Source organism: Pseudomonas sp. Sample_11 (assembly GCF_004307505.1).
Classification (GTDB): Bacteria; Pseudomonadota; Gammaproteobacteria; order Pseudomonadales; family Pseudomonadaceae; genus Aquipseudomonas; species Aquipseudomonas atacamensis.
The window spans coordinates 26,281-45,823 of the sequence record NZ_RCOD01000010.1; the positions used below are offsets into that span (position 1 = coordinate 26,281).

Below are 19,543 nucleotides of genomic sequence, written 5' to 3' on the forward strand. Positions count from 1 at the left end.
TCGTATAAAGACACTAACGCATAGATTGGCGCAGTAGGCGCAAAGGGAGCATGCCCAGGATGTTGAACCGCGAGATTTACCAGCTCGACCCGCAGCAGAATCGTCTGGAAAACAATGGTGTCGCCGAAGTTAAGGACGACCAGTCAGCTCAGGCACTCAAGACTCTTCGCTACGAGCTGCAAACTTTCGTCTGCGACGGTGAATACCAAGCCGGCCTCGATAAGATTCTATCTGCGTACCTGCGCAATTTGGGCAGCCAGCACGAACAACCCGGCGTGTGGATCTCTGGCTTCTTCGGTTCCGGTAAATCGCACCTGGCCAAAATGTTACGCGCACTGTGGACTAACCAGCCGTTCAACGATGGAGTTTCTGCTCGCGATATTGCCGATTTGCCGCAGGAGGTCAAAGACCACTTTAAGGAGCTGAGCAACGCCGCAAAACGCCACGGCGGTCTGCATGCCGCCTCTGGTACTTTGGGCTCCGGTGCTAACAACAACGTGCGTCTGGCGCTGCTCAACATTGTGTTCAAGTCCGCCGGTCTTCCCGAGCAGTACCATCAGGCTCGCTTTGTGCTGTGGCTGAAAAAGCAGGGTATTTTTGATCAGATCAAAGACAAGGTCAAAACTGCGGGCGACAGCTGGGATGACGAGCTAGAAGACCTCTACGTCTCCCGAAGCATTGCCGGGGCACTGCTTGAGGTAGACCGCACCTTGGGCGATGACGTCAAAGGTGTGCGCCAGCTACTGCGCGAGCAGTACCCAAACGTTCAGGATGTCACCAACCAGCAGATGGTTGATGCTATTTACGACGCCCTATCCAAAGAAGGTCAGTTCCCGCTCACCCTAGTGGTGCTCGATGAGGTGCAACAGTACGTCGGCTCCGATACCGACAAAGCGCACCAAGTCCAAGAAGTAGTAGAAACCTGCTGCAAGCATTCCATTTTCCAGAACAAGCTCCTGTTCGTTGCTACCGGCCAGAGCGCCTTGTCGGGCATGCCTAATTTGCAGCGTCTGCTTGGTCGCTTCCAGATTCCAATTCAGCTATCCGATACCGATGTCGAATCGGTGATCCGTAAGGTCATCCTGCAGAAAAAAGCCTCGGCCAAGCCGCAGCTGGAGCAGATGCTGCAATTGCATCTGGGCGAGATATCGCGCCAGCTGCGTGGTACCAAAATCGAGCATCACCAGGATGACGAAAAAGTCATGCTGGCCGATTACCCGCTGCTGCCTGTGCGCCGCCGCTTCTGGGAGCGGGTGCTGCGTATTGTCGACACCACCGGTACTGTTTCGCAACTGCGTAACCAGCTCAAGGTCATCCACGAAGCCGCCCAGGCCACCGCCGATCTGCCGCTGGGCCATGTGGTGCCGGCGGACTTCATCTACAACCAGATCGCAGTCAACCTACTGCAGACCGGCGTAATCTCCAAAGAAATCGCCGAAACCATTGGTCGCCTGTCCGCCGGCGATGCTGACGACAAGCTCAAGTCGCGCATTCTCGGGCTGGTGCTGCTGATCGGTAAACTGCCTTCAGATCCCACCGCCGACTGCGGAGTGCGGGCCACCGCCGACATGCTGGCTGACCTGCTGATTGATGACCTCAATAGTGGCAAAGATTCTATTCGTACTAGCGTGCCTAAACTGCTGCAGGTATTGGCCGACGAAGGTCTGGTGATGTCTATGCAAACCAGCACCGGAACCGAGTTCCGTTTGCAAACTCAGGAGAGTGCGCAGTGGTACGACACTCTTCGCCAGGAAGAAGCCGACCTGCGCGGCAATATGCAGCGTATCGAAAATATCCGCGTAGACCTGTTGCACAAAGAACTACGCCGCCAGGTAGCCCAGGTGCGTCTCACCCAGGGCAAGTGCAACGAGCCACGCCAAGTTATCCCTTGCTTTGACCCCGAGTTGCCCAAAGACGCCAAAGAAAAAGTCTATGCCTGGATACAGGACGGCTGGAGTATCGATGAGAAGAGCTTCCTCGCCGATGCCCGCAGCCGCCAGCCGGGCGAACCAACTATTTTCGTCTTTGTACCCGCGCGCAACCGCTCCGAGCTGACCAGCGCCATCATTGCTGAGAACGCCGCTCACGCCACTCTGGAAAAGCGCGGCATCCCCAATACTGATGCCGGCAAAGATGCCCGCAGCGCGATGGAAACCCGCTACCGCGATGCGCAAAAGCAGGTACAAGCACTGCTGCGCGAAATTTTCGACGGTGTGCAAGTGCTTCAGGCCGGTGGCAACGAAGTCGACGGCAACACGATTGCCGACCGGATAGAAACGGCTGCTAAAGCCTCGCTGATTCGTCTCTATCGCGACTTTGATGCCGCTGACCATACCGGCTGGGGCAAGGTCTACGACCGTGCCAGCAAAGAGGGTGGGCAAAATGCCCTGGAAGCACTGAACTACAGCGGTGATGCCGAGCAGCATCCCGTGTGTGCTGCCATTAAGCGTTATATCGGTGTGTCGAAAAAAGGTAACGAGATTCGTGAGCACTTTCTGGCGGCCCCATACGGCTGGCCGCAGGACGCCATCGACGGAGGCCTCGCCATTCTGATGGCCACCGGCATTCTCATCGCTTACGACAACCGCAATAACCCGGTTACCGCCACAACGCTGGATCGCAAGCAGATCACTCAAACCAGCTTTAAGCCGGAAAGCATCACCATCCGCCCGGTAGACCTGATCAAAATACGCGGTGTACTCAGCAGCAGCGGCATTGATTGCCAGCCTGGTGAAGAGGCTAGCAAGCTGCCACTTCTAGCTGAAAAAGGCCGTGAGCTGGCCAGGCGCGCCGGGGGGGAAGCCCCTCTGCCGAAAATCCCCGACAGCCGTATCTTCGACGAGCTTGCCCGCCATTCTGGTAACGCACAGCTCAAGCATGTGCTGGATGAGCAAGACGCCATCAAGCAGGCGATCAAAGACTGGACCGACACTGCCCAACGTATCGAAGACCGGCGCGGTGACTGGGCACAGCTGAAAAACCTGCTCGACCTCAGTCGCGGTTTGACTTTCCATGGCGCTATCCAGACTGAGGTGGATGCCATAGTCAGCCACCGGTCTTTGCTGGATGATCCCAATCCGGTATCCGGCCTGGTCCAGCAACTCGTCAATAAGCTGCGCGATGCCATCCTGTTCCATGTGCAGGTCTATCAGGATCGGTATGCCGAGAGCCTGACCCAATTGCAAGCCGACAGCCACTGGCAGCAACTCAGCGAGCAGCAACAGAGCGACATCCTCGGCAAACGTAAACTGCTTAATTTGGCGCAACCGGCACTGAACGACGCCGAGGCCATTATCGACAGTCTTAATGACGTCAGCCTGGAGCAGTGGACCGACCGCACCGATTCGTTGGCCAGTAAGTTCGATAGCGCTCGCATGGAAGCCGTGCTGCTGCTGCAACCCAAACTGCAGCGCATCAGCCTGCCGCGTAAAACCTTTGAGACCGAGGCCGATGTCGACACATGGTTGGCAGAGGTGAAGCAACAGGTTCTCGACAAACTCAACGATGGACCGGTGACTTTCTGATGAATCGACAGCCCCTTGATAAAGCCCTGCGCCGTGCGCTGGAAGCGACCGTCATCAAAGCCCGCGACATCGCCGAGCAAGCAGCTACCCAGGCCGTCAAACGACTGGGAGTAGGCGATGTTAAGCCGGCCGACTACCTGAGTGATGAACAGCGCAAGCTGCGCACCCGTTTGCGTGCCCATGGCCGCCAGTTGGGTGACAGCAAAGACGGCAATGGCCAACAGTCAATCCACAAGCTGGTCACCGAAGTCGCCTACGAACAGTGGCACCGCATGTTGTTTGCGCGCTTTCTGGAGCAGAACAGTCTGCTCATGTATGACGATCATACCCAGCTGACTCTGGCTGAATGCAACGAGCTGGTGCAAGACCCGGATGTGGCCCGTGACGATCTTGAACGCCGCTGCCAAAGCGGTTGGGAGCTGGCCGGAGTACTGGCCTCGAAGATGCTGCCGCAGATCTTCCGCATCGACTCGCCGGTGTTCGAGCTGGAGCTTGCGCCAGAGCATCAGCGTAGCCTGGAGCAACTGGTGACTGGCTTGGCCTTGGAAACCTTTCAGGCCCAGGACAGCCTCGGCTGGGTTTATCAGTTCTGGCAGAGCAAGCGAAAAAAAGAAGTCAATGATTCTGAGGTTAAGATCGGTGCCGACGAACTTTCGCCAGTTACCCAGCTGTTTACTGAACCCTATATGGTCAGCTTTCTGCTCGATAACAGTCTGGGGGCTTGGTGGGCCGGCCAGCGTCTGAGCGACAGCGACTGGAAAAATGCGGGTAGCGAGCAGGAACTGCGCGAGAAAGCTGCCTTCCCAGGTGTGCCGTTGAGCTATTTGCGTTTTGTTAAAGATGAGACGACCCAGCAATGGCAACCCGCTTCCGGAACCTTCGATGCCTGGCCCAAACAGTTGAGCGAAATCAAAGCGCTCGACCCCTGCTGCGGCTCCGGCCATTTTCTGGTGGCCGCCTTCTTGATGCTGGTGCCAATGCGCATGCAGGCTGAAAATTTCACGGCGCAACAGGCCATTGACCGGGTGCTGAGTGAAAACTTGCATGGTCTGGAGTTGGATCAGCGTTGCGTGGAGTTGGCTGCCTTTGCCGTGGCGCTGGAAGCCTGGCGTTACCCGCAGGCTGATGGCTACCGCAGCCTGCCCGAGTTGCATCTGGCCTGCAGTGGCCTGTCCATCGCCGCCGCTCGCGACGAGTGGAAAGAACTTAGTCGTAAAGCCGGCAAGCAGAACCTGACCATCGCGTTGGACTGGATGTACCAGACCTTCCACGATGCGCCGGTACTCGGCAGTTTGATCAATCCGCGGCGTAGCAAGGCCGCGCAAATTGCCCAGTGGAGCGAATTGCAGCAATTGCTGGGCGAGGCGCTGTCACAAGAACAAAGCAAGCTGCAGGGTGAGGCCGGCGTTGAGGCATCTGCCCACACTAACCGCCTAGAAGCCGGCATCGTCGCTCAGGGGCTGGTCAAAGCCGCCGAGCTGTTATCTGGCCAGTACACCTGGGTCATCACCAATGTGCCTTACCTGTCACGGGGCAAGCAGAACGATACTCTCAAAGAGTATTGCGAATCCTATTACCCCGCAGGCAAGAACGATCTAGCTACGGTCTTTCTCGACCGCTGCCTTGAATTTTGTGTGCCGGGGGGCACTGCTAGTGTTGTTATTCTACAAAATTGGCTCTTCCTTGCCACTTATGAAGAGTACCGTGAGAAATTACTGCAACTCGAAACGTGGCATTTAATTGCCAGGCTTGGGTCTAAAGCATTTCAAACCCCTATGTGGGATTTTAATGTCCAGTTAATTACCTTGAGTCGAGGTAATACTAAATTTGATTCGGCGGATTTATTTAACGTAGGTGGGCACGGCAACCTTATTCGAGGAGTTGACGTTTCCGAGCCGCGCACTGTTATCGAGAAAGCTGCCGGGCTGTTGGCGGATGATCTAAGAACTGTGGACCAGAGTAAGCAACTGAATAATCCTGGGGCGGCTGTTGTCTTGGATGATTTGGCCGGAGCTGCATTACTGTCTACCGTGGCTGCATCTTTTCAAGGACTTAAATCGGGGGATGATGGAAGGTTTCGCAGAAGTTATTGGGAAATCATTAATATTTCGCCCCGCTGGCGTTTTTTGCAAAGCACAGTGAGCGAACATGCATTCTATGGTGGACTGGAGTGCGTTATCGACTGGGCAGAAGATGGGTACGCGTTAGCCCGTAGACAAGGCCTTGGTGCTTGGAGTACTAAAGGAGTTGCAATTTCCCAAATGAGTTCGTTGCCAAGTGCCTTGTATATTGGGGAGGCTTTTGATAGCAATACCTGTCCAATAATTACTAAGAACTCTAAAGATCTCCCGGCGTTGTGGTCTTTTGTTACGTCAGGTGTCTTTCAAACTGAAGTTAGAAAGATCGATCAGAAGGTTGCTGTTGCTAATGCCACTCTGGTTAAGGCCCCCTTTGATTCCGCTGGTTGGTCCAAAGTCGCCGAAGAACAATATCCCAACGGCCTACCACAGCCCTACACAAATGACCCCACCCAATGGATCTTCCATGGACATCCCTGTGGTTCGGTGATCTGGGACGAAGAGATCAAATGGACCGCCCACGGTGAACTGCGGGTTGAAGATAGCGTGCTGCAAGTGGCCGTCGCCCGCCTGCTGGGCTACCGTTGGCCAGCGGAGGTGGACCCGGAGATGGAGCTGGCCGCAGAGCAACGTGAATGGGTAAAGCGTTGTCAGCAGTTGAATACCTATGTGGATGACGACGGCATTGTCTGCCTGCCCGCGCTGCGCGGCGAAAAAGCCGCAGACCAGCGGTTAGAGGCGCTGCTGCAAGCCGCCTACGGCGAAGCTTGGACCACACCGCTGAAAAACCGCCTGTTGGACGCCGTCGGCAGCAAGTCCCTTAGCCTCTGGCTGCGCGACAAGTTCTTCGAGCAGCACTGCAAACTGTTCCAGCACCGGCCGTTTATTTGGCATATCTGGGATGGCCTCAACGACGGCTTCAGCGCCCTGGTCAACTACCACAAACTAGATAAAGCCGGGCTCGAACGTCTGATTTACACCTACCTGGGCGACTGGATCCGCACCCAGCAAGCCGGCATGGCCAACGGTGAAGACGGTGCCCAAGAGCGCCTGCTCGCCGCCGAAGCCCTCAAGCGCGAGCTCGAAGCCATCCTCGAGGGTGAAACACCCTACGATATCTTCGTCCGCTGGAAGCCCCTGGCCGAACAACCCATCGGCTGGACCCCTGACCTAAACGACGGCGTGCGCCTCAATATCCGCCCCTTCCTTTATGCCCGCGACGTCGGCAAAAAAGGTTCCGGCATCCTGCGTTGGACACCCAACATCAAATGGGCCAAAGATCGCGGCAAAGACGTCGAGTCAGCCCCCTGGTACACCCTCGGCCTGCAATACGACGAAGGCGAAGGTGCGCGGATCAACGATCACCATTTGACGTTGGCGGAGAAGCAGGCGGTAAGGAGCTAGCCCATGATCAAGTCCGTTTACAACTACCCGGTTTCCACTCTGCTCGATATTGAGAGCGGGGTGGTGTATGCCATTCCGCGCTACCAGCGTGAATACACCTGGAGCCGGGCGCAGTGGGATGCGCTGTTCGAAGATCTGTTGGACAACGAGCTGCACTATTTCCTCGGCTCGATCATCTGCATTAACCAGTCGCATGATGCCCTGACTGTACAAAGCCTGGAACTGGTAGACGGGCAGCAACGCATGACCACGCTGTCTTTGCTGCTGGCGGCTGTCTATCAGAGCTACCGCACCCTGCCGAATCTGGGCATGGAGCAACAGATTGAGCTGTACAACCTCAAGCACAAATTGGTGCTGAAGAAAAAGTCGGATCAGCCACGCCTGATCCCCCAGGTGCAGAACAACAACCAACAGGACTACTTCGCGGTGCTCGGCCAGACCGGCATTTTGGACGATGTGGAGACTGTGCCGAATGCCGGAAATCGGCGAGTGATGAAGGCCTTCCGGCATTTTATCAGCCGCATCGAACTGTACCTGGAGCACAGCGCTGACCCCATCACCAGCCTGCAAGCTCTGCTGGAGAAGGTAAACACCGCCACCCTGGTCAAGATTGAGGTCGCAGGGCATTCCGATGCCTACACCCTGTTCGAGTCGCTGAACAATCGCGGTGTGCCGCTGACGGCCATTGACCTGATTAAGAACAAGTTGCTGGCGGTGCTGGAGTCCAAAGATCCTGGCAGCATTGACAAGCAGTACAACCGATGGAAAAAGGTGATTGATGCCCTGGGTGATGACTACGCCGTGCAGGAGCGTTTCTTTCGCCAGTATTACAACGCGTTCAAACCCGATCTGAAGGATGTCGTTTCAGTACCGGTGGCCACCAAATCAAACCTGATGCAGGTGTATGAAAAGCTGATCGCCCATGATGCCGAGGGCTTTTTGCACGCCATGATTTGTCTGTCCAGCCGCTACGCTCAAATTGTCGGCTACCGTGCTGTGCCTGAGCAGCCCAAACTCTCCAGCTTGCTGCTCTCGCTGGACCGCATCCAGGGGGCTGCCGCTTATTTGCTTCTCATGGTGCTGATGGAGTGCCAAACCGAGCTGGAACTGAATCATGAGCACCTTGAACAGGTAGTGATCTTTCTTATTGCCTTCTTTGTTCGCCGCAACACGACCGACCTACCGCCTACCCGTGATTTGACCCGTATCTTCATGGATGTGGCCGAGACCATCCGTGGGCTACGTGCTGGTGATGTGGTCAATCATATTCAGCGCACGCTTCAAGCCGAAAGCGCTAGTGATGAGCAGTTCGAGAAAAGCCTCAGAGGTCCGATATACGAAGACAATAAAGCGGTTTGCCGCTTTGTGCTCTGCGCACTTGAGGAAGGCCGCATGACTCGCGAAACCAAGGTCGATCTCTGGGCGCTGAAAGGCAAACAGTATGTATGGACCATCGAGCATATCTTCCCCCAGGGTGAAAACATCCCTGACAGTTGGGTGCAAATGATTGCCGATGGAGATGTGAATCTGGCCGAGCAACACCGTCAGACCTACGCCCACTGCCTGGGTAACCTAACTATCTCTGGCTACAACAGCGCTCTGGGCAACAAGAGCTTTGCTGAGAAGCAAAGCCGCACCGACAGCCAGGGGCGGGAGGTTGGGTACAACAACGGTCTCTATCTGAACCATGCACTGGCCTCGGAGGACCGCTGGACCGTGGAAAAACTGGAGGCGAGAACGATGCAATTGGTGCAAGAGGTACAGGCGAAGTATCCATTGGTTATTACGGTCACATGATCAAGCCTGCTTAATGAATCCAAGGATTGATATGAAACTGATTGATTTGCTGGCCACCGAAATCCGGAACAGCGCTGCCTACAACTCCAATGTGCAAGTCGCTCCCAGCGTAATTCTGTGGACGGACACCCTGCGCCAATGGGAGTCAGCATTGCCATTGCTGCAAGCTGCAATGCCGGAGCTGATCGTGTTGGGTGACTACGCCCCCGACAAGAAAGTAGGTCCAGCCATTTGGATCAAATGTGTTGTGGATAATGCGCTGCCCAGCATTGAGCTCCCAGTCGATCGAACGCCGATCCTGTATTTACCGGGCGTGGAACGCCGCGACCTGCGTGCAATCGGTGCTTGCCCGGACGAACTCAAACCGCTGGCTGAGCTGCAGTACAGAGGGTGTTGGTGGATCTACAACAACTCTGGCCGTGATTGGACGGTGAACGCCTTTCTGATCTCCAGTAACGGCGGAGCAGGGCTGGATGTCGCCAAGGATGAGAAATCCCAACAAGCCATGCTGCGTGTTTTACCTGAGATTCTGGAAAGCGAGCGTGATGAGCTGTGCAACCGCCGGCTCGAGGCTGCAGATTTCAATAAGCTAGTTAGCAGCGACCCGGTGCGTGATTTACTCAGTTGGATGAATGACAGCAAAAGCTGCCGTGAGCGCTGGGATGGGTCACGCTGGCAAGCACTGGTCGGCATCTGCGAAACCGAATACCACTTCAATCCTGAACAGGATGGAGAGTTGACGGCCGCCGAATTGCTGTGCCAACGCCAGGGTATCTGGGACGGTGTTTGGCAACGCTATGCTGAGTCTTGCCGCCACTACCCGTTCTTGCCGCAGTTAATGCTCAAGGTCCAGCCTGATTTGGCTTCCAGCGGTGAAAGCTATCCGGCTATCAATTTGAGTGAAGAGGGATACCTGGAGCAGACGCTACAGCAGCTGCTTGAGCAAGGTGCTACTCAGGTTCGCCAAACCCTGCAGACCCTTGAGCAACGGCATGCACAACGGCGTACTTGGATTTGGTTTGAGCTTGATCTGGCTCCGTTGGCAGGCGTGCTTGGTCACCTGAGCCAAGTGGCTCAGAAGACCACAAAGGTCTTCTCCGGCGTTGATGCAGAGGAAATGGCGGCGCAGTATCGGGAGCACTATTGGCAGGCTGATGATCAGATGCTCAAGGCATTGGCTTCCCCCTTGTCCGCAAGCCAACAAGTTCTTGTGCAGCAGATCCTCACGCTGATCTACACGCCTTGGTTGGATGAGGTGACGCGCAATTTCCAAGGTGTGGTCAAATCTAAGGGCTATCCGGGTAGCAACCAGGTGAATGAAGCCACGGCTGAGTATGCCGCGAGTGGTGAAGTGGTATTTTTCGTAGACGGCCTGCGTTACGACATTGCCCAGCGTCTGAGTCGGGCTCTGCAAGGATTGGGAGCAATAACGCTTTCGGCAAACTGGGCAGCTTTGCCTTCAGTGACGTCTACCGCGAAAGCAGCCGTGACACCGGTGCATAACCGGTTGACTGGCAGAACTACCGACCGGGATTTTGAGCCCAGCTTGTTGGACGAAGATAAGGACTTTTCGGCTTATTACCTGAAGAAGTTTCTGCAGGAAAAAGGTTGGCAATATTTGGACGAGGGCGATTCAGGCGACCCAGCATCCAATGCCTGGGTTCAAAGCGGCGATATTGACAAAGAAGGTCACGTGAAGGGGCTCAAGCTGGCGGCGCGAATTGATACCTTACTGGCTGAAGTCGTTGAGCGGGTTGAAGAACTCCTGGCTGCAGGCTGGCGCAAAATTCGTATCGTTACTGACCACGGCTGGATGCTGACGCCCGCACCTATGGTTAAAGTCGAATTGGCCAAGCATTTGACTGAAACGCGTTGGGGGCGCTGCGCGGTCATCAAGGACTCTGTGGACAGCGGTTATCAGCAGGTAGGTTGGTACTGGAACGGAGCTGTCAGCATTGCCATGGCTCCAGGTGCCTGTAGTTTCAAGGCAGGACAGCACTATGATCACGGAGGCCTAAGCCTGCAGGAGTGTTTGACGCCGGTGCTAGAGGTACGCAGCACACAAGCCCCAGTCACGACCTCAGCGATCTCTGCAACACTTTCGGATCTGCGCTGGGTGGGATTGACCTGTAAAGTCCAGGCGCAAACCAGTGCTGAAGGAGTACTGGCGGTACTCAGAACGCACCCGGCTGACCCGGATTCAGAGATCACCAAGCGCAAGCCGCTAAAAGAAGGCAAGTGCACTCTTTTGGTAGATGACCAGTATGAGGGCACTACTGCTGTATTGGTGCTGCTGGATGACAAGGGCAACGTGCTGGCGAAAAAACCAACTCTGGTAGGAGACGAGTAAGTGGAAATGGATACGCTGGACCGTAAGTCCGCGGAGGTCTTTGAGGGGTACTTAGTTCGCAAAGACCTGGTGCGCACTTTCGCGCGTCAATTTCCGGTTCCGACCTATGTCGTCGAGTTTATGCTGGGCAGATATTGCGCCTCAACCGATCCCATCGAAATCGAAGAGGGTTTGGAAATCGTTCAGCGACAGCTGTCCGATCGTACCGTGCGTGCTGGCGAAGAAGAGCTGTTCAAGGCACGTGCCTATAAAACCGGCTCTGCCAAACTGATCGATATTGTCAGCGTGCGGTTTGTAGAAAAGGAAGGTGGCTACCTGGCGTCGTTGCCCAGCTTGAATCTCAATCGTGTGCGTATCCCAGACAAAATTGTTGATGACAACGAACGTCTGCTGACCGGTGGTTTTTATGCTGAGGTGACGCTGGAGTACGACAGCATCATTGCTGAGGAAAAGGGGCACGCCTTTGGCATTGCAGAGTTGCGCCCCATCCAAATGTCCAAGCGCAATGTGTTGGATATCATGGCAGAGGCGCGTACACGATTCAGCAGCGAAGAGTGGCGAGATTTCCTCACACGCTCCATCGGCCTGGAGCCAAGCGCGCTGTCACCGCGAGCTATAGACGCCATCATGCTCCGCATGGTGCCGTTCGTTGAGCGCAACTACAACATGGTCGAGCTGGGGCCGCGGGGCACAGGCAAGAGCCACCTATTTCAGCAAATATCGCCCTACGCGCATTTGATTTCAGGCGGCAAGGCGACCATCGCCAAAATGTTCGTCAACAACGCCAGCGGGCAGCGCGGCTTGGTTTGCCAGTACGATGTGGTTTGCTTTGATGAGGTCAGCGGGATCTCCTTCGATACCAAGGAAGGTATCAACATCATGAAGGGTTACATGGAGTCCGGCGAGTTCAGTCGTGGGAAGGAAAGCATTCGAGCCGATGGCTCCATGGTGTTTGTCGGTAACTTTGATGTCGATGTCGAACACCAGCAGCGAGTAGGTCATCTGTTTGGCCCACTCCCAGCAGAGATGCGCGATGACACTGCCTGGATGGACCGTATCCATTGCTATCTACCTGGCTGGGATGTGCCTAAAATGAACAAGGCTCTGACCACCGACCACTTTGGCCTGGTCAGTGACTTCTTCTCCGAATGTATGAGTCGCCTGCGTTTCCAGAGCCGCGTATCTGCCATGCAGAATCGCGTTCACCTGGGCGGAGCACTAAGTGGCCGCGATACCAATGCAGTCAACAAAACCGTCTCCGGCTTGCTCAAATTGATGTATCCAGGGCAGGACATGGTTGTGTCCGACGAAGATTTGGAATGGGCTACTCGTTTAGGGCTTGAGGTACGGCGCCGGGTTAAGGAACAGCAAAAGCGAGTCGGAGCCGCCGAGTTTCGTAACACCCATTTTAGTTACTTCATTGGTGATGATGGGGTCGAGAAGTTCGTGGCTACGCCGGAGCTTCGCGCCGACAACGAAATCGGTGATGACCCACTGGAGCCGGGCCAGATCTGGACCGTCAGCGAAGGTGGGGCGGACATCGATGATAACGCTGGCCTGTATCGCATCGAGGTGAATGAAGGACCTGGCTCTGGAGTACGCATTCTAAATAATCCGGCGCCCGCAGCCTTCAAGGAGTCGCTGCGCTATGCCGAGCAGAATTTGTATTCCAGAGCAACTCAACTCATCGGGGACCGCGACCCACGCGCCCATGAGTTCTCTGTTCAGCTCAGAGCCTACGACGCCGCCAAACGCGGTTCCAAACTGGGCATGGCGGCGCTGATTGCGATGTGTAGCAGCTTGCTGAAAAAATCGGTGAAGGGCGGAGTGATCGTCGTCGGCGAGATAAACCTTGGCGGCTCGATTGAGCCGATTAGCAGCGCAGTGAATATTGCCGAGCTAGCGGTAGAGAAGGGCGCCAGCGTGCTGCTCATGCCTGTCACAGCCAGGCGCCAGCTGTATGACCTATCTGATGACATGGCAACAAAGATCGACATCCAGTTCTACCAGGATGCACGAGATGCGTTGTTGAAAGCGATTGTGGAGTAGGAGGGATGCCATAGTTTCAGCGATCTTTGACGACGGTCCCAGAGCTGCCTTGTACATAGCGCAACCCTGCTGTCTGTAACTGCAACAGATTGGGTGAAAAAAAGAGAACTGTACATTAACCAACGTCCGTCGCCTGCCAGCGACGGACGTTGGTTAAGCTCACAATTATCCAGATGTGTTATTTGCAGTGCTCCGAAACCAACTGAAAATCAGGCAGGTCAGTACTACTGCAATTAGAAGCGGCGGAAACCGCACCATGAGAATCAACAAAAGTATTGCTGTCATGCAGCCGGCAAGAGTGCCGACGAATATGAACAGGGCTGCGAAGATTCGTACAAGTTGCTTCATGCCTACTTCCTCACAGGTAGCCCTGTTCTGCCAGCGATGTACAGCCGTCACTGCCAACGATGATGTGGTCCAGCGTTCTTACCCCAATCAGATTCAGCGCCTCTCTGAGCGTGATCGTCAGCGAGCGGTCAGCCTGACTGGGCTCGGGATCACCGGATGGGTGGTTGTGCACCAAGATCACGGCGGCGGCATTGTGCTCTAGAGCGATCTTGACCACTTCCCGCGGGTAAACGCTCGCACCGTCCAGCGTGCCTCTAAATAGCTCCCGAAAGCTGATTACCTTGTGTTTAGTATCGAGCAATAGCAAAGCGAAGACTTCATGCTCGTGGTACTGCAGTAGTGTTTGGAGATGGCTGAATACCTGCTTCGGATCAGTCAGTGCCCTGCCTTTAGACAGGCGACTCATCGCTAGTTGTTGAGCCATCTGCAGGATGTCGGCCTCTGTGACCGGCGAATCCATGACATAGGTGCCGGTGGTCTCACCGGCTTTGAGCTTGTGATATTTCATGCGAAGAATCCTTTAGAACACAGTGCGGCATAAGCGCTGCGCAACGCGCAGCACTGTCCGGGAAAAGGAGGGTTGTGGATCAGGCAGGCAAGTTGAAGCGATGACCGCAGATGAGGCAGAGATTGTTCGCCAGGACGTGACGATCCAGTTTTTCGCCAAGCTGAGCGCCAAGCGCGCACCCTCCCACACCACCAGCGAGTCCGCCGAGCACTGCTCCGGAGATCGCGCCCATGGTGATACCTAGCGGTCCGGCAATAGCACCGACAGCAGCGCCGAACCGGCTGCCTGCTAGTGCAGAGCTTGCGCCCTGCGCCGCGCCGCCAACGGTGCCAATGGCTGCGGCAATTTTCATAGCGTTTCTGAGTGAGGCAATTTTGGAGGAGTTACAGAGGGGACACTGCGATGACATAGGATGTCTCCATGGAGGGATTGTCATGGCAGTAATGTAGGGCTGTGATTTTTTTGAATCGTAGAAACTCTTTTAATAAGCGATCTGATTGTTACAGCAGGAACGACTCAGCACGACCTTGGCGAGCTGCCGAAGTCAGCAGGCGTGGGAATGGCAAAGCGGCATGCGACTTTAAGAGACCAAAGGTGAATGACGCGAAAGAAATGTACAGGTGTATTTTTTCTGAGATGTCGGCTATTAGCGACAGAAAACGCTCCTGAGACTGAGTCGGCGTTGATCAATGACTCAGGGGGGCAGTCAGCCTGCGCTCAATGGACACAGCATGCCTCCCGATGATCGTAGCGGGTGAATTGTTCGCGGTCATAAGCATCCTGCAACTGGGGCCTGTATCCCGTATCCCGGAACGACTCCCCCGATCGGGTCTTCGGTTGGGCGCCGGCGCGACATCGCTACATATCAGGGCGGTATCTCTAGGCTGGCAATCAATCAAGGAGCAACTGGTGCTGCCGATATAGAGCTATCAAGACTTCGGCGAAGATGATCGATGTCCGCTAGCGGGAAACGTTTGAGTGAGTAAGCTACCAAGAAATTACGCGGTTCTTCTGTTTTGTCTGGTGCTATCAGGTTGCTCCAGTTTATTTTCCGGCAGTCGTGAAGTGCCGATTTCCGAAGAGCAGAAAAGCAGGCTTCATGACTTGGGGAGAATGTCCTCTTTCATATTGCCGAGGGTCAACAATGGCGAGTCGGGTGTATATACGCTGGTCGTGGCGTTTGATGGCACCAACAACGACCTCTTCAATACTCCTGAGTCGGAAAACGCCACGGTGGTTGGCAGGCTTTATCAGGATGTTGTCGATGAAATTCGCAAGGGGAGTGAAAAGGCGTCTATCCCTGTGGATGCTTTGTCTGCGATTTACTATCGGGGTCCGGGTTGTCCTTCCTGGGTGGCATGCCCCTTTGATTCGGCGATTGGCTGGAGTACCTGGCTGTCGGCCCGTCGCGCCGTGGCCGATGTAGAGTCCAAAATTGCGAATCTGGATTCCGGGGTCAGCGAGATTCGTGTCGTTGTCATCGGCTTCAGTCGAGGTGCGGCGACGTCTCGATATTTCCTTAATCTGTTGGCCAGTAAGCCGCTGGTTAACGTGTGGGGTGAAGCGCTCACAGTGCGGTCCTACGCGTTGTTGTTTGATACGGTAGCGACCGGGATGGCGAACTATCTGGATCTGGCGTTACCAGCGAATCTGGAGTTCGCATACCACTTTGTGGCCCAGAACGAAACTCGCAAGTTTTTCGGTCTGGTGGTCGATGCCGATGAGGGGTACGAAAATAATCCTCTGGCGAAACTGTTTTACTTTCCGCAGCGGATTGTGACGATTGAAGTGCCGGGAGCGCACTCGGACTTGGGCGACTCGTACAAAAAAGGTGCCGGCATGGCGGTCACGCAGTACGCCCGAATGACGATGGCAAGGATGGGACTGAGACCAAACTTGAAAAACTACAATTGCGCCTTGCCTGAAAACAGTGAGCAGCCAGGCTGTCGCGTGCTGGATGAAGGGCTCCATGACTCACGGGGTACGATTGATCGCCTCCTGAGAGTGCCATCGCCTTATGGTTGTTTCAATTACCGTGAGAAAACCGTGAGGCCTAGTCAGATGAATCTTGACGATGCGATGAATCTGACGTTGCGGCGTTATGACGGCATTGGGAATTTCCCGTTGGATAATGGAAACCTCTTACGTTTTCAATGGCTGGAAAACTATCGCTTCATCAGTCTGGGTGGCTCACATCCAGTTCTATATCCACGAATCAGTGACATCGGCTTTAATGCTGTGGTCGTGCCGGTGGGTGAGCGATTGAAAGTGGTGCTCAGAGGCGCGAATAACGATCAGGTGTACACCGTGCCCGAGCGAGTTTTGCAGCGGGTGCGTGAAACATCGGGGCGTTCCGAAATTGAACTGAATCTGATCAAGGGGGAGCCGCGCTGGATCGTCAATGGCTGCATGCCGGACGAGGATTGAGTGGCTGGCCGACATCATGCGTCGCAGCATGGGCAGGGTGATGGTCATCACTAATGATCACCAGAAGGTCTTTGGTCGTGGTGGTTGTACCGATGCGGTCACTGTGAAGCCTGGTTTTACACAGTATCTTCGAGGCATCTATCAATAGCTGCATGACTCTGTCCAATTGCTAAACCGGGTGCCTCTACTTCTTTGAAGCGCATCGATCATTGTAAACTTATCAACCTAACCAGATCAGAAATTTATGACTAACGATTATCAGCAGTTCCCGATCAGCGACTATCTATCTTGCAACTTGCTAAAAGACGCTGACATTCAAAACCTAAAAAGTGATTCAAAAATACTTTCCATTGGCGTCGGTATCGGACTTTACGAAGAGTATCTAATAAACAAACTTAATGTGCCGCCGTCATCACTTTATTGTGCGGATCTCGATTTACATAAAAAATGGATAGGTCAACGTGGCTTCCAGTTCGACATCAGAGGTTTGTGGCCAAATCTAAATATAAAATTTGATTATATTTTATTTGGTCAAGTGATCGGAATTTCGGCAAATAACGGTCGACCGGTGCCGTTTGAAGTCATGACAAATCATGTTGTGCATATAGTCCATCAGGCAAAAATTAACTTGAAGGAAAATGGCAAGATACTTATTTATGACACTACTCTTCCAACAGCAATAAGCGATCAAGGTGCTGACGCGAGGCCAGTTTTCTTAGTTGTCGCCGAGGAGCTTGGCGGAAATATTGTTCGGGCTGATGGTTTCGGAAGCCAAGTCGAGATTTCTTTTTGATCTCTGTAATATCCAGAGCGATCCTCTAACAAAATATTAGGTGGCAAGGTATGTCGGGCAGTGATACAGACATCGAAGTAATAAAAGATGAAATTTTATGGCTTCTCATTGCGTGCTATGTAATCAAGAGCATGGATACTGATCCCGGGGTTAAATTCGAAACTCGATGGGGGATTGGTAATTGGCTCTTTTCCAGAACAACAGTTTTCGAAAGTATTATCATGCGAGCATGTCGTCTAGATGATGATAGTCCTAGTAACTGGTCATTCAGAACTGCGCAAAAAAGGCTAAATTCAGAAATCAAAGATCAAAAACGAATTAGCAATATTATTCGCCTAACAAAACAATATCGCCAAGAAATCAACCAAATTAAGGTGTATATTAGAAACAATGGACTTGCGCACATCCCCATCAATGAGAAACCCGAAATTACCGAGTTCAATCCTGTGCCATTCCTTAAAATCGCTTGCGAGATTTTGGACGACCTAATAGGTGAAAAGGTCAATTTTACCTACAGTTGCGGGTCGTACGAAAAAATTGACTTGCGCGAACATTATGGCATTTGAAAGCGCCCTAACAATGTGCTCAAGTTGTTCGCTTCGGCCATAGGGGCATTCCTGAACCGCCCCGACTTGGCAGACACCAAATACGCGCTTCTGGCCTGTTTTAGGCTTGTGGTGAGCGGCAGCTTTTAGCCGACCCTGCCCCAGTCGACCGGTAGCTATGAGTCGTTCTCTGCCGGTCATGTCCACGAATCGTGCTGGTCAAATCCGACACAAATGACAGGTCAGGTCGAACGCAAATAGGTGGGAAAGTCCGTGCAATTACCCAAATATCTAGCCCGAAAGGTCAGGGGTAGATTTAATTTTCCTTTTCGCTTTTTTGGGGAGCCCATCAATCAGCGTATCGAAACGACTTTTTTATCTCGATTTTCTCTGATAGCTGACATAGACAGGTTGCCGGTAGCAGCTTCCTGGATATGGTTGCTCCACCAGGCCATCATCGGGCGTCTGCGTTCAATGTAATCCGCTCGGTTATAAGCACTGCGTACCTCATCTTTATCGACGTGGGCAAGTGCTACCTCAATCAACTCAGGATCCCAGCCCTGCTCGTTGAGGATGGTACTCGCCATTGAGCGCATGCCATGACTTACTAAGCGCCCCTCGAAACCCATACGCTTCAGTGCCATGTTGGCGGTCTGGCTGTTGCAGTGCGTGCGAGGGGCTCGGTCTGCAGGGAAAACGTACTCCCGATGTCCACTGTAGGGCTTGATCGCTTCCAAGAGCGCCAAAGCTTGTTCAGTGAGCGGAATGATGTGTATCCGACGTTTCTTCATGCGCTCCGCCGGTATCGTCCAGATCTTCTTTTCGAAGTCGATATCAGCCCAGCGGGATGTGGCAGCCTCGGCTGGCCGGGTCATAGTGTGAAGTTGCCACTCAATTAGGCAGCGCGTAGTTCTTTTTATACTGGCATTGGCAATTGCCACCATGAGCTCTTTCAGCTCATCGGGCGCAAGGGCCGCCATATTTTTCTTTTTGGGTTTTTTGAAGACGGAGCGGATTCCACTGAGCGGATTCGCGTGAATCAATCCCGAATTGACGCCATAGGTCATGATTTCATTGAGGCGTTGGGTTAGACGTTTAACGGTTTCGAGGCTGCCCTTCGTCTCGAGGGGTCGAAGCAAATTTATGACTTTAGGGGCAGTGATAGCAGAGATTGGGGTGGTGGCCAGATCAGGGAAAACATGTAGCGTGAGAGAGCGCCAAATATCCTCGGCGTAAGCTGGGGTGACTGAATCCTTTTTGAGCTCGAACCACGCTGCCGAGATATTTTCGAAAGTGTGTTCCGTGGCTGCTTTTTTCGCGTGCCGCTCGGCGTCGCGTTTCTCTTTGGGGTCCAGCCCCTGCGCAACGAGCTCTCTTGCTTCGACGGTTCTCTTGCGGGCTTGCGCCAGGCTTACCTCAGGAAAGGTGCCCAACCCCATGTTGACCCGTTTTTTCGTCACGGGTTGGATGTAGTTGAAATTCCACAGCTTGGAGCCATTGATTCTCACTCGCATCTGTAGGCCGTTGCCATCCGTGAGGATATAGTCCTTTTCCTTGGCTTTTGCGGCTTTCACTTTTACGTCTGAAAGGCGCGTGGCTTGGGCCCCCATGGTGTATTCCAGTGCTATTTATGTATTCCAAAAAATAGCAGGAGAGAGCCTGGAATACCACTTGGAATACACGAAATCGTAGATGGTCTCGGACGTTGACGGATGCTCTA

11 protein-coding genes are annotated in these 19,543 nt (G+C 53.9%); 8 read left to right on the forward strand and 3 right to left on the reverse strand.

Translation table 11 applies throughout. The features are described from left to right. The first annotated feature begins 59 nt into the window (after window positions 1–59). Genes brxC through brxL form a run of 5 tightly spaced genes read left to right on the forward strand, consistent with a single transcriptional unit; the run spans window position 60 to window position 13,202 of the window. Window positions 60–3,524, forward strand: coding sequence for a BREX system P-loop protein BrxC (gene brxC / locus D8U60_RS02310; protein ID WP_130899395.1), 3,465 nt, complete (start codon window positions 60–62; stop codon window positions 3,522–3,524). Beyond that, complete coding sequence (locus D8U60_RS02315) at window positions 3,524–7,006, forward strand: DNA methyltransferase (RefSeq protein WP_130899396.1); 3,483 nt, start codon at window positions 3,524–3,526, stop codon at window positions 7,004–7,006. The genes brxC and D8U60_RS02315 overlap by 1 nt, the downstream gene beginning before the upstream one ends. A gap of 3 nt (window positions 7,007–7,009) precedes the next feature. After that, window positions 7,010–8,803: a DUF262 domain-containing protein gene (locus D8U60_RS02320; protein ID WP_130899397.1), complete on the forward strand. Its 1,794-nt coding sequence runs from the start codon at window positions 7,010–7,012 to the stop codon at window positions 8,801–8,803. 31 nt (window positions 8,804–8,834) lie between these two features. After that, window positions 8,835–11,153, forward strand: coding sequence for a BREX-1 system phosphatase PglZ type B (gene pglZ / locus D8U60_RS02325; RefSeq protein ID WP_163000446.1), 2,319 nt, complete (start codon window positions 8,835–8,837; stop codon window positions 11,151–11,153). Window positions 11,154–11,159: 6 nt separating this feature from the next. After that, window positions 11,160–13,202: a BREX system Lon protease-like protein BrxL gene (gene brxL / locus D8U60_RS02330; RefSeq protein WP_205870385.1), complete on the forward strand. Its 2,043-nt coding sequence runs from the start codon at window positions 11,160–11,162 to the stop codon at window positions 13,200–13,202. A 358-nt stretch (window positions 13,203–13,560) separates the two neighbouring features. On the opposite strand, the gene radC is transcribed toward brxL, so the two are convergent. Continuing rightward, complete coding sequence (radC, locus tag D8U60_RS02340) at window positions 13,561–14,058, reverse strand: DNA repair protein RadC (protein ID WP_130899399.1); 498 nt, start codon at window positions 14,056–14,058, stop codon at window positions 13,561–13,563. A gap of 79 nt (window positions 14,059–14,137) precedes the next feature. Continuing rightward, entirely contained in the window at window positions 14,138–14,410 is a 273-nt protein-coding gene (locus tag D8U60_RS02345) for a hypothetical protein (RefSeq protein ID WP_177435433.1), read from the reverse strand. Between the two features lie 626 nt (window positions 14,411–15,036). On the opposite strand from D8U60_RS02345, the gene D8U60_RS02350 reads away from it, so the two are divergent. The 3 genes from D8U60_RS02350 (at window position 15,037) to D8U60_RS02360 (ending at window position 17,844) form a co-directional block, all read left to right on the forward strand. Continuing rightward, entirely contained in the window at window positions 15,037–16,485 is a 1,449-nt protein-coding gene (locus tag D8U60_RS02350) for a DUF2235 domain-containing protein (protein WP_130899400.1), read from the forward strand. Between the two features lie 244 nt (window positions 16,486–16,729). Then, entirely contained in the window at window positions 16,730–17,278 is a 549-nt protein-coding gene (locus D8U60_RS02355) for a hypothetical protein (RefSeq protein WP_130899401.1), read from the forward strand. Between the two features lie 50 nt (window positions 17,279–17,328). Further along, complete coding sequence (locus D8U60_RS02360; protein ID WP_130899402.1) at window positions 17,329–17,844, forward strand: hypothetical protein; 516 nt, start codon at window positions 17,329–17,331, stop codon at window positions 17,842–17,844. Between the two features lie 332 nt (window positions 17,845–18,176). Here D8U60_RS02360 and D8U60_RS02365 read toward each other — a convergent pair whose 3' ends face one another. Then, window positions 18,177–19,433: an integrase domain-containing protein gene (locus D8U60_RS02365; protein ID WP_130899403.1), complete on the reverse strand. Its 1,257-nt coding sequence runs from the start codon at window positions 19,431–19,433 to the stop codon at window positions 18,177–18,179. Window positions 19,434–19,543: the final 110 nt, after the last annotated feature.

What these genes read in the sequence shown, in the direction of transcription:
- brxC (WP_130899395.1), top strand. Translation starts at nt 60, where the DNA reads ATGTTGAACCGCGAGATTTACCAGCTCGACCCGCAGCAGAATCGTCTG.
- D8U60_RS02315 (WP_130899396.1), top strand. Translation starts at nt 3,524, where the DNA reads ATGAATCGACAGCCCCTTGATAAAGCCCTGCGCCGTGCGCTGGAAGCG.
- D8U60_RS02320 (WP_130899397.1), top strand. Translation starts at nt 7,010, where the DNA reads ATGATCAAGTCCGTTTACAACTACCCGGTTTCCACTCTGCTCGATATT.
- pglZ (WP_163000446.1), top strand. Translation starts at nt 8,835, where the DNA reads ATGAAACTGATTGATTTGCTGGCCACCGAAATCCGGAACAGCGCTGCC.
- brxL (WP_205870385.1), top strand. Translation starts at nt 11,160, where the DNA reads ATGGATACGCTGGACCGTAAGTCCGCGGAGGTCTTTGAGGGGTACTTA.
- radC (WP_130899399.1), bottom strand. Translation starts at nt 14,058, where the DNA reads ATGAAATATCACAAGCTCAAAGCCGGTGAGACCACCGGCACCTATGTC.
- D8U60_RS02345 (WP_177435433.1), bottom strand. Translation starts at nt 14,410, where the DNA reads ATGAAAATTGCCGCAGCCATTGGCACCGTTGGCGGCGCGGCGCAGGGC.
- D8U60_RS02355 (WP_130899401.1), top strand. Translation starts at nt 16,730, where the DNA reads ATGACTAACGATTATCAGCAGTTCCCGATCAGCGACTATCTATCTTGC.
- D8U60_RS02360 (WP_130899402.1), top strand. Translation starts at nt 17,329, where the DNA reads ATGTCGGGCAGTGATACAGACATCGAAGTAATAAAAGATGAAATTTTA.
- D8U60_RS02365 (WP_130899403.1), bottom strand. Translation starts at nt 19,433, where the DNA reads ATGGGGGCCCAAGCCACGCGCCTTTCAGACGTAAAAGTGAAAGCCGCA.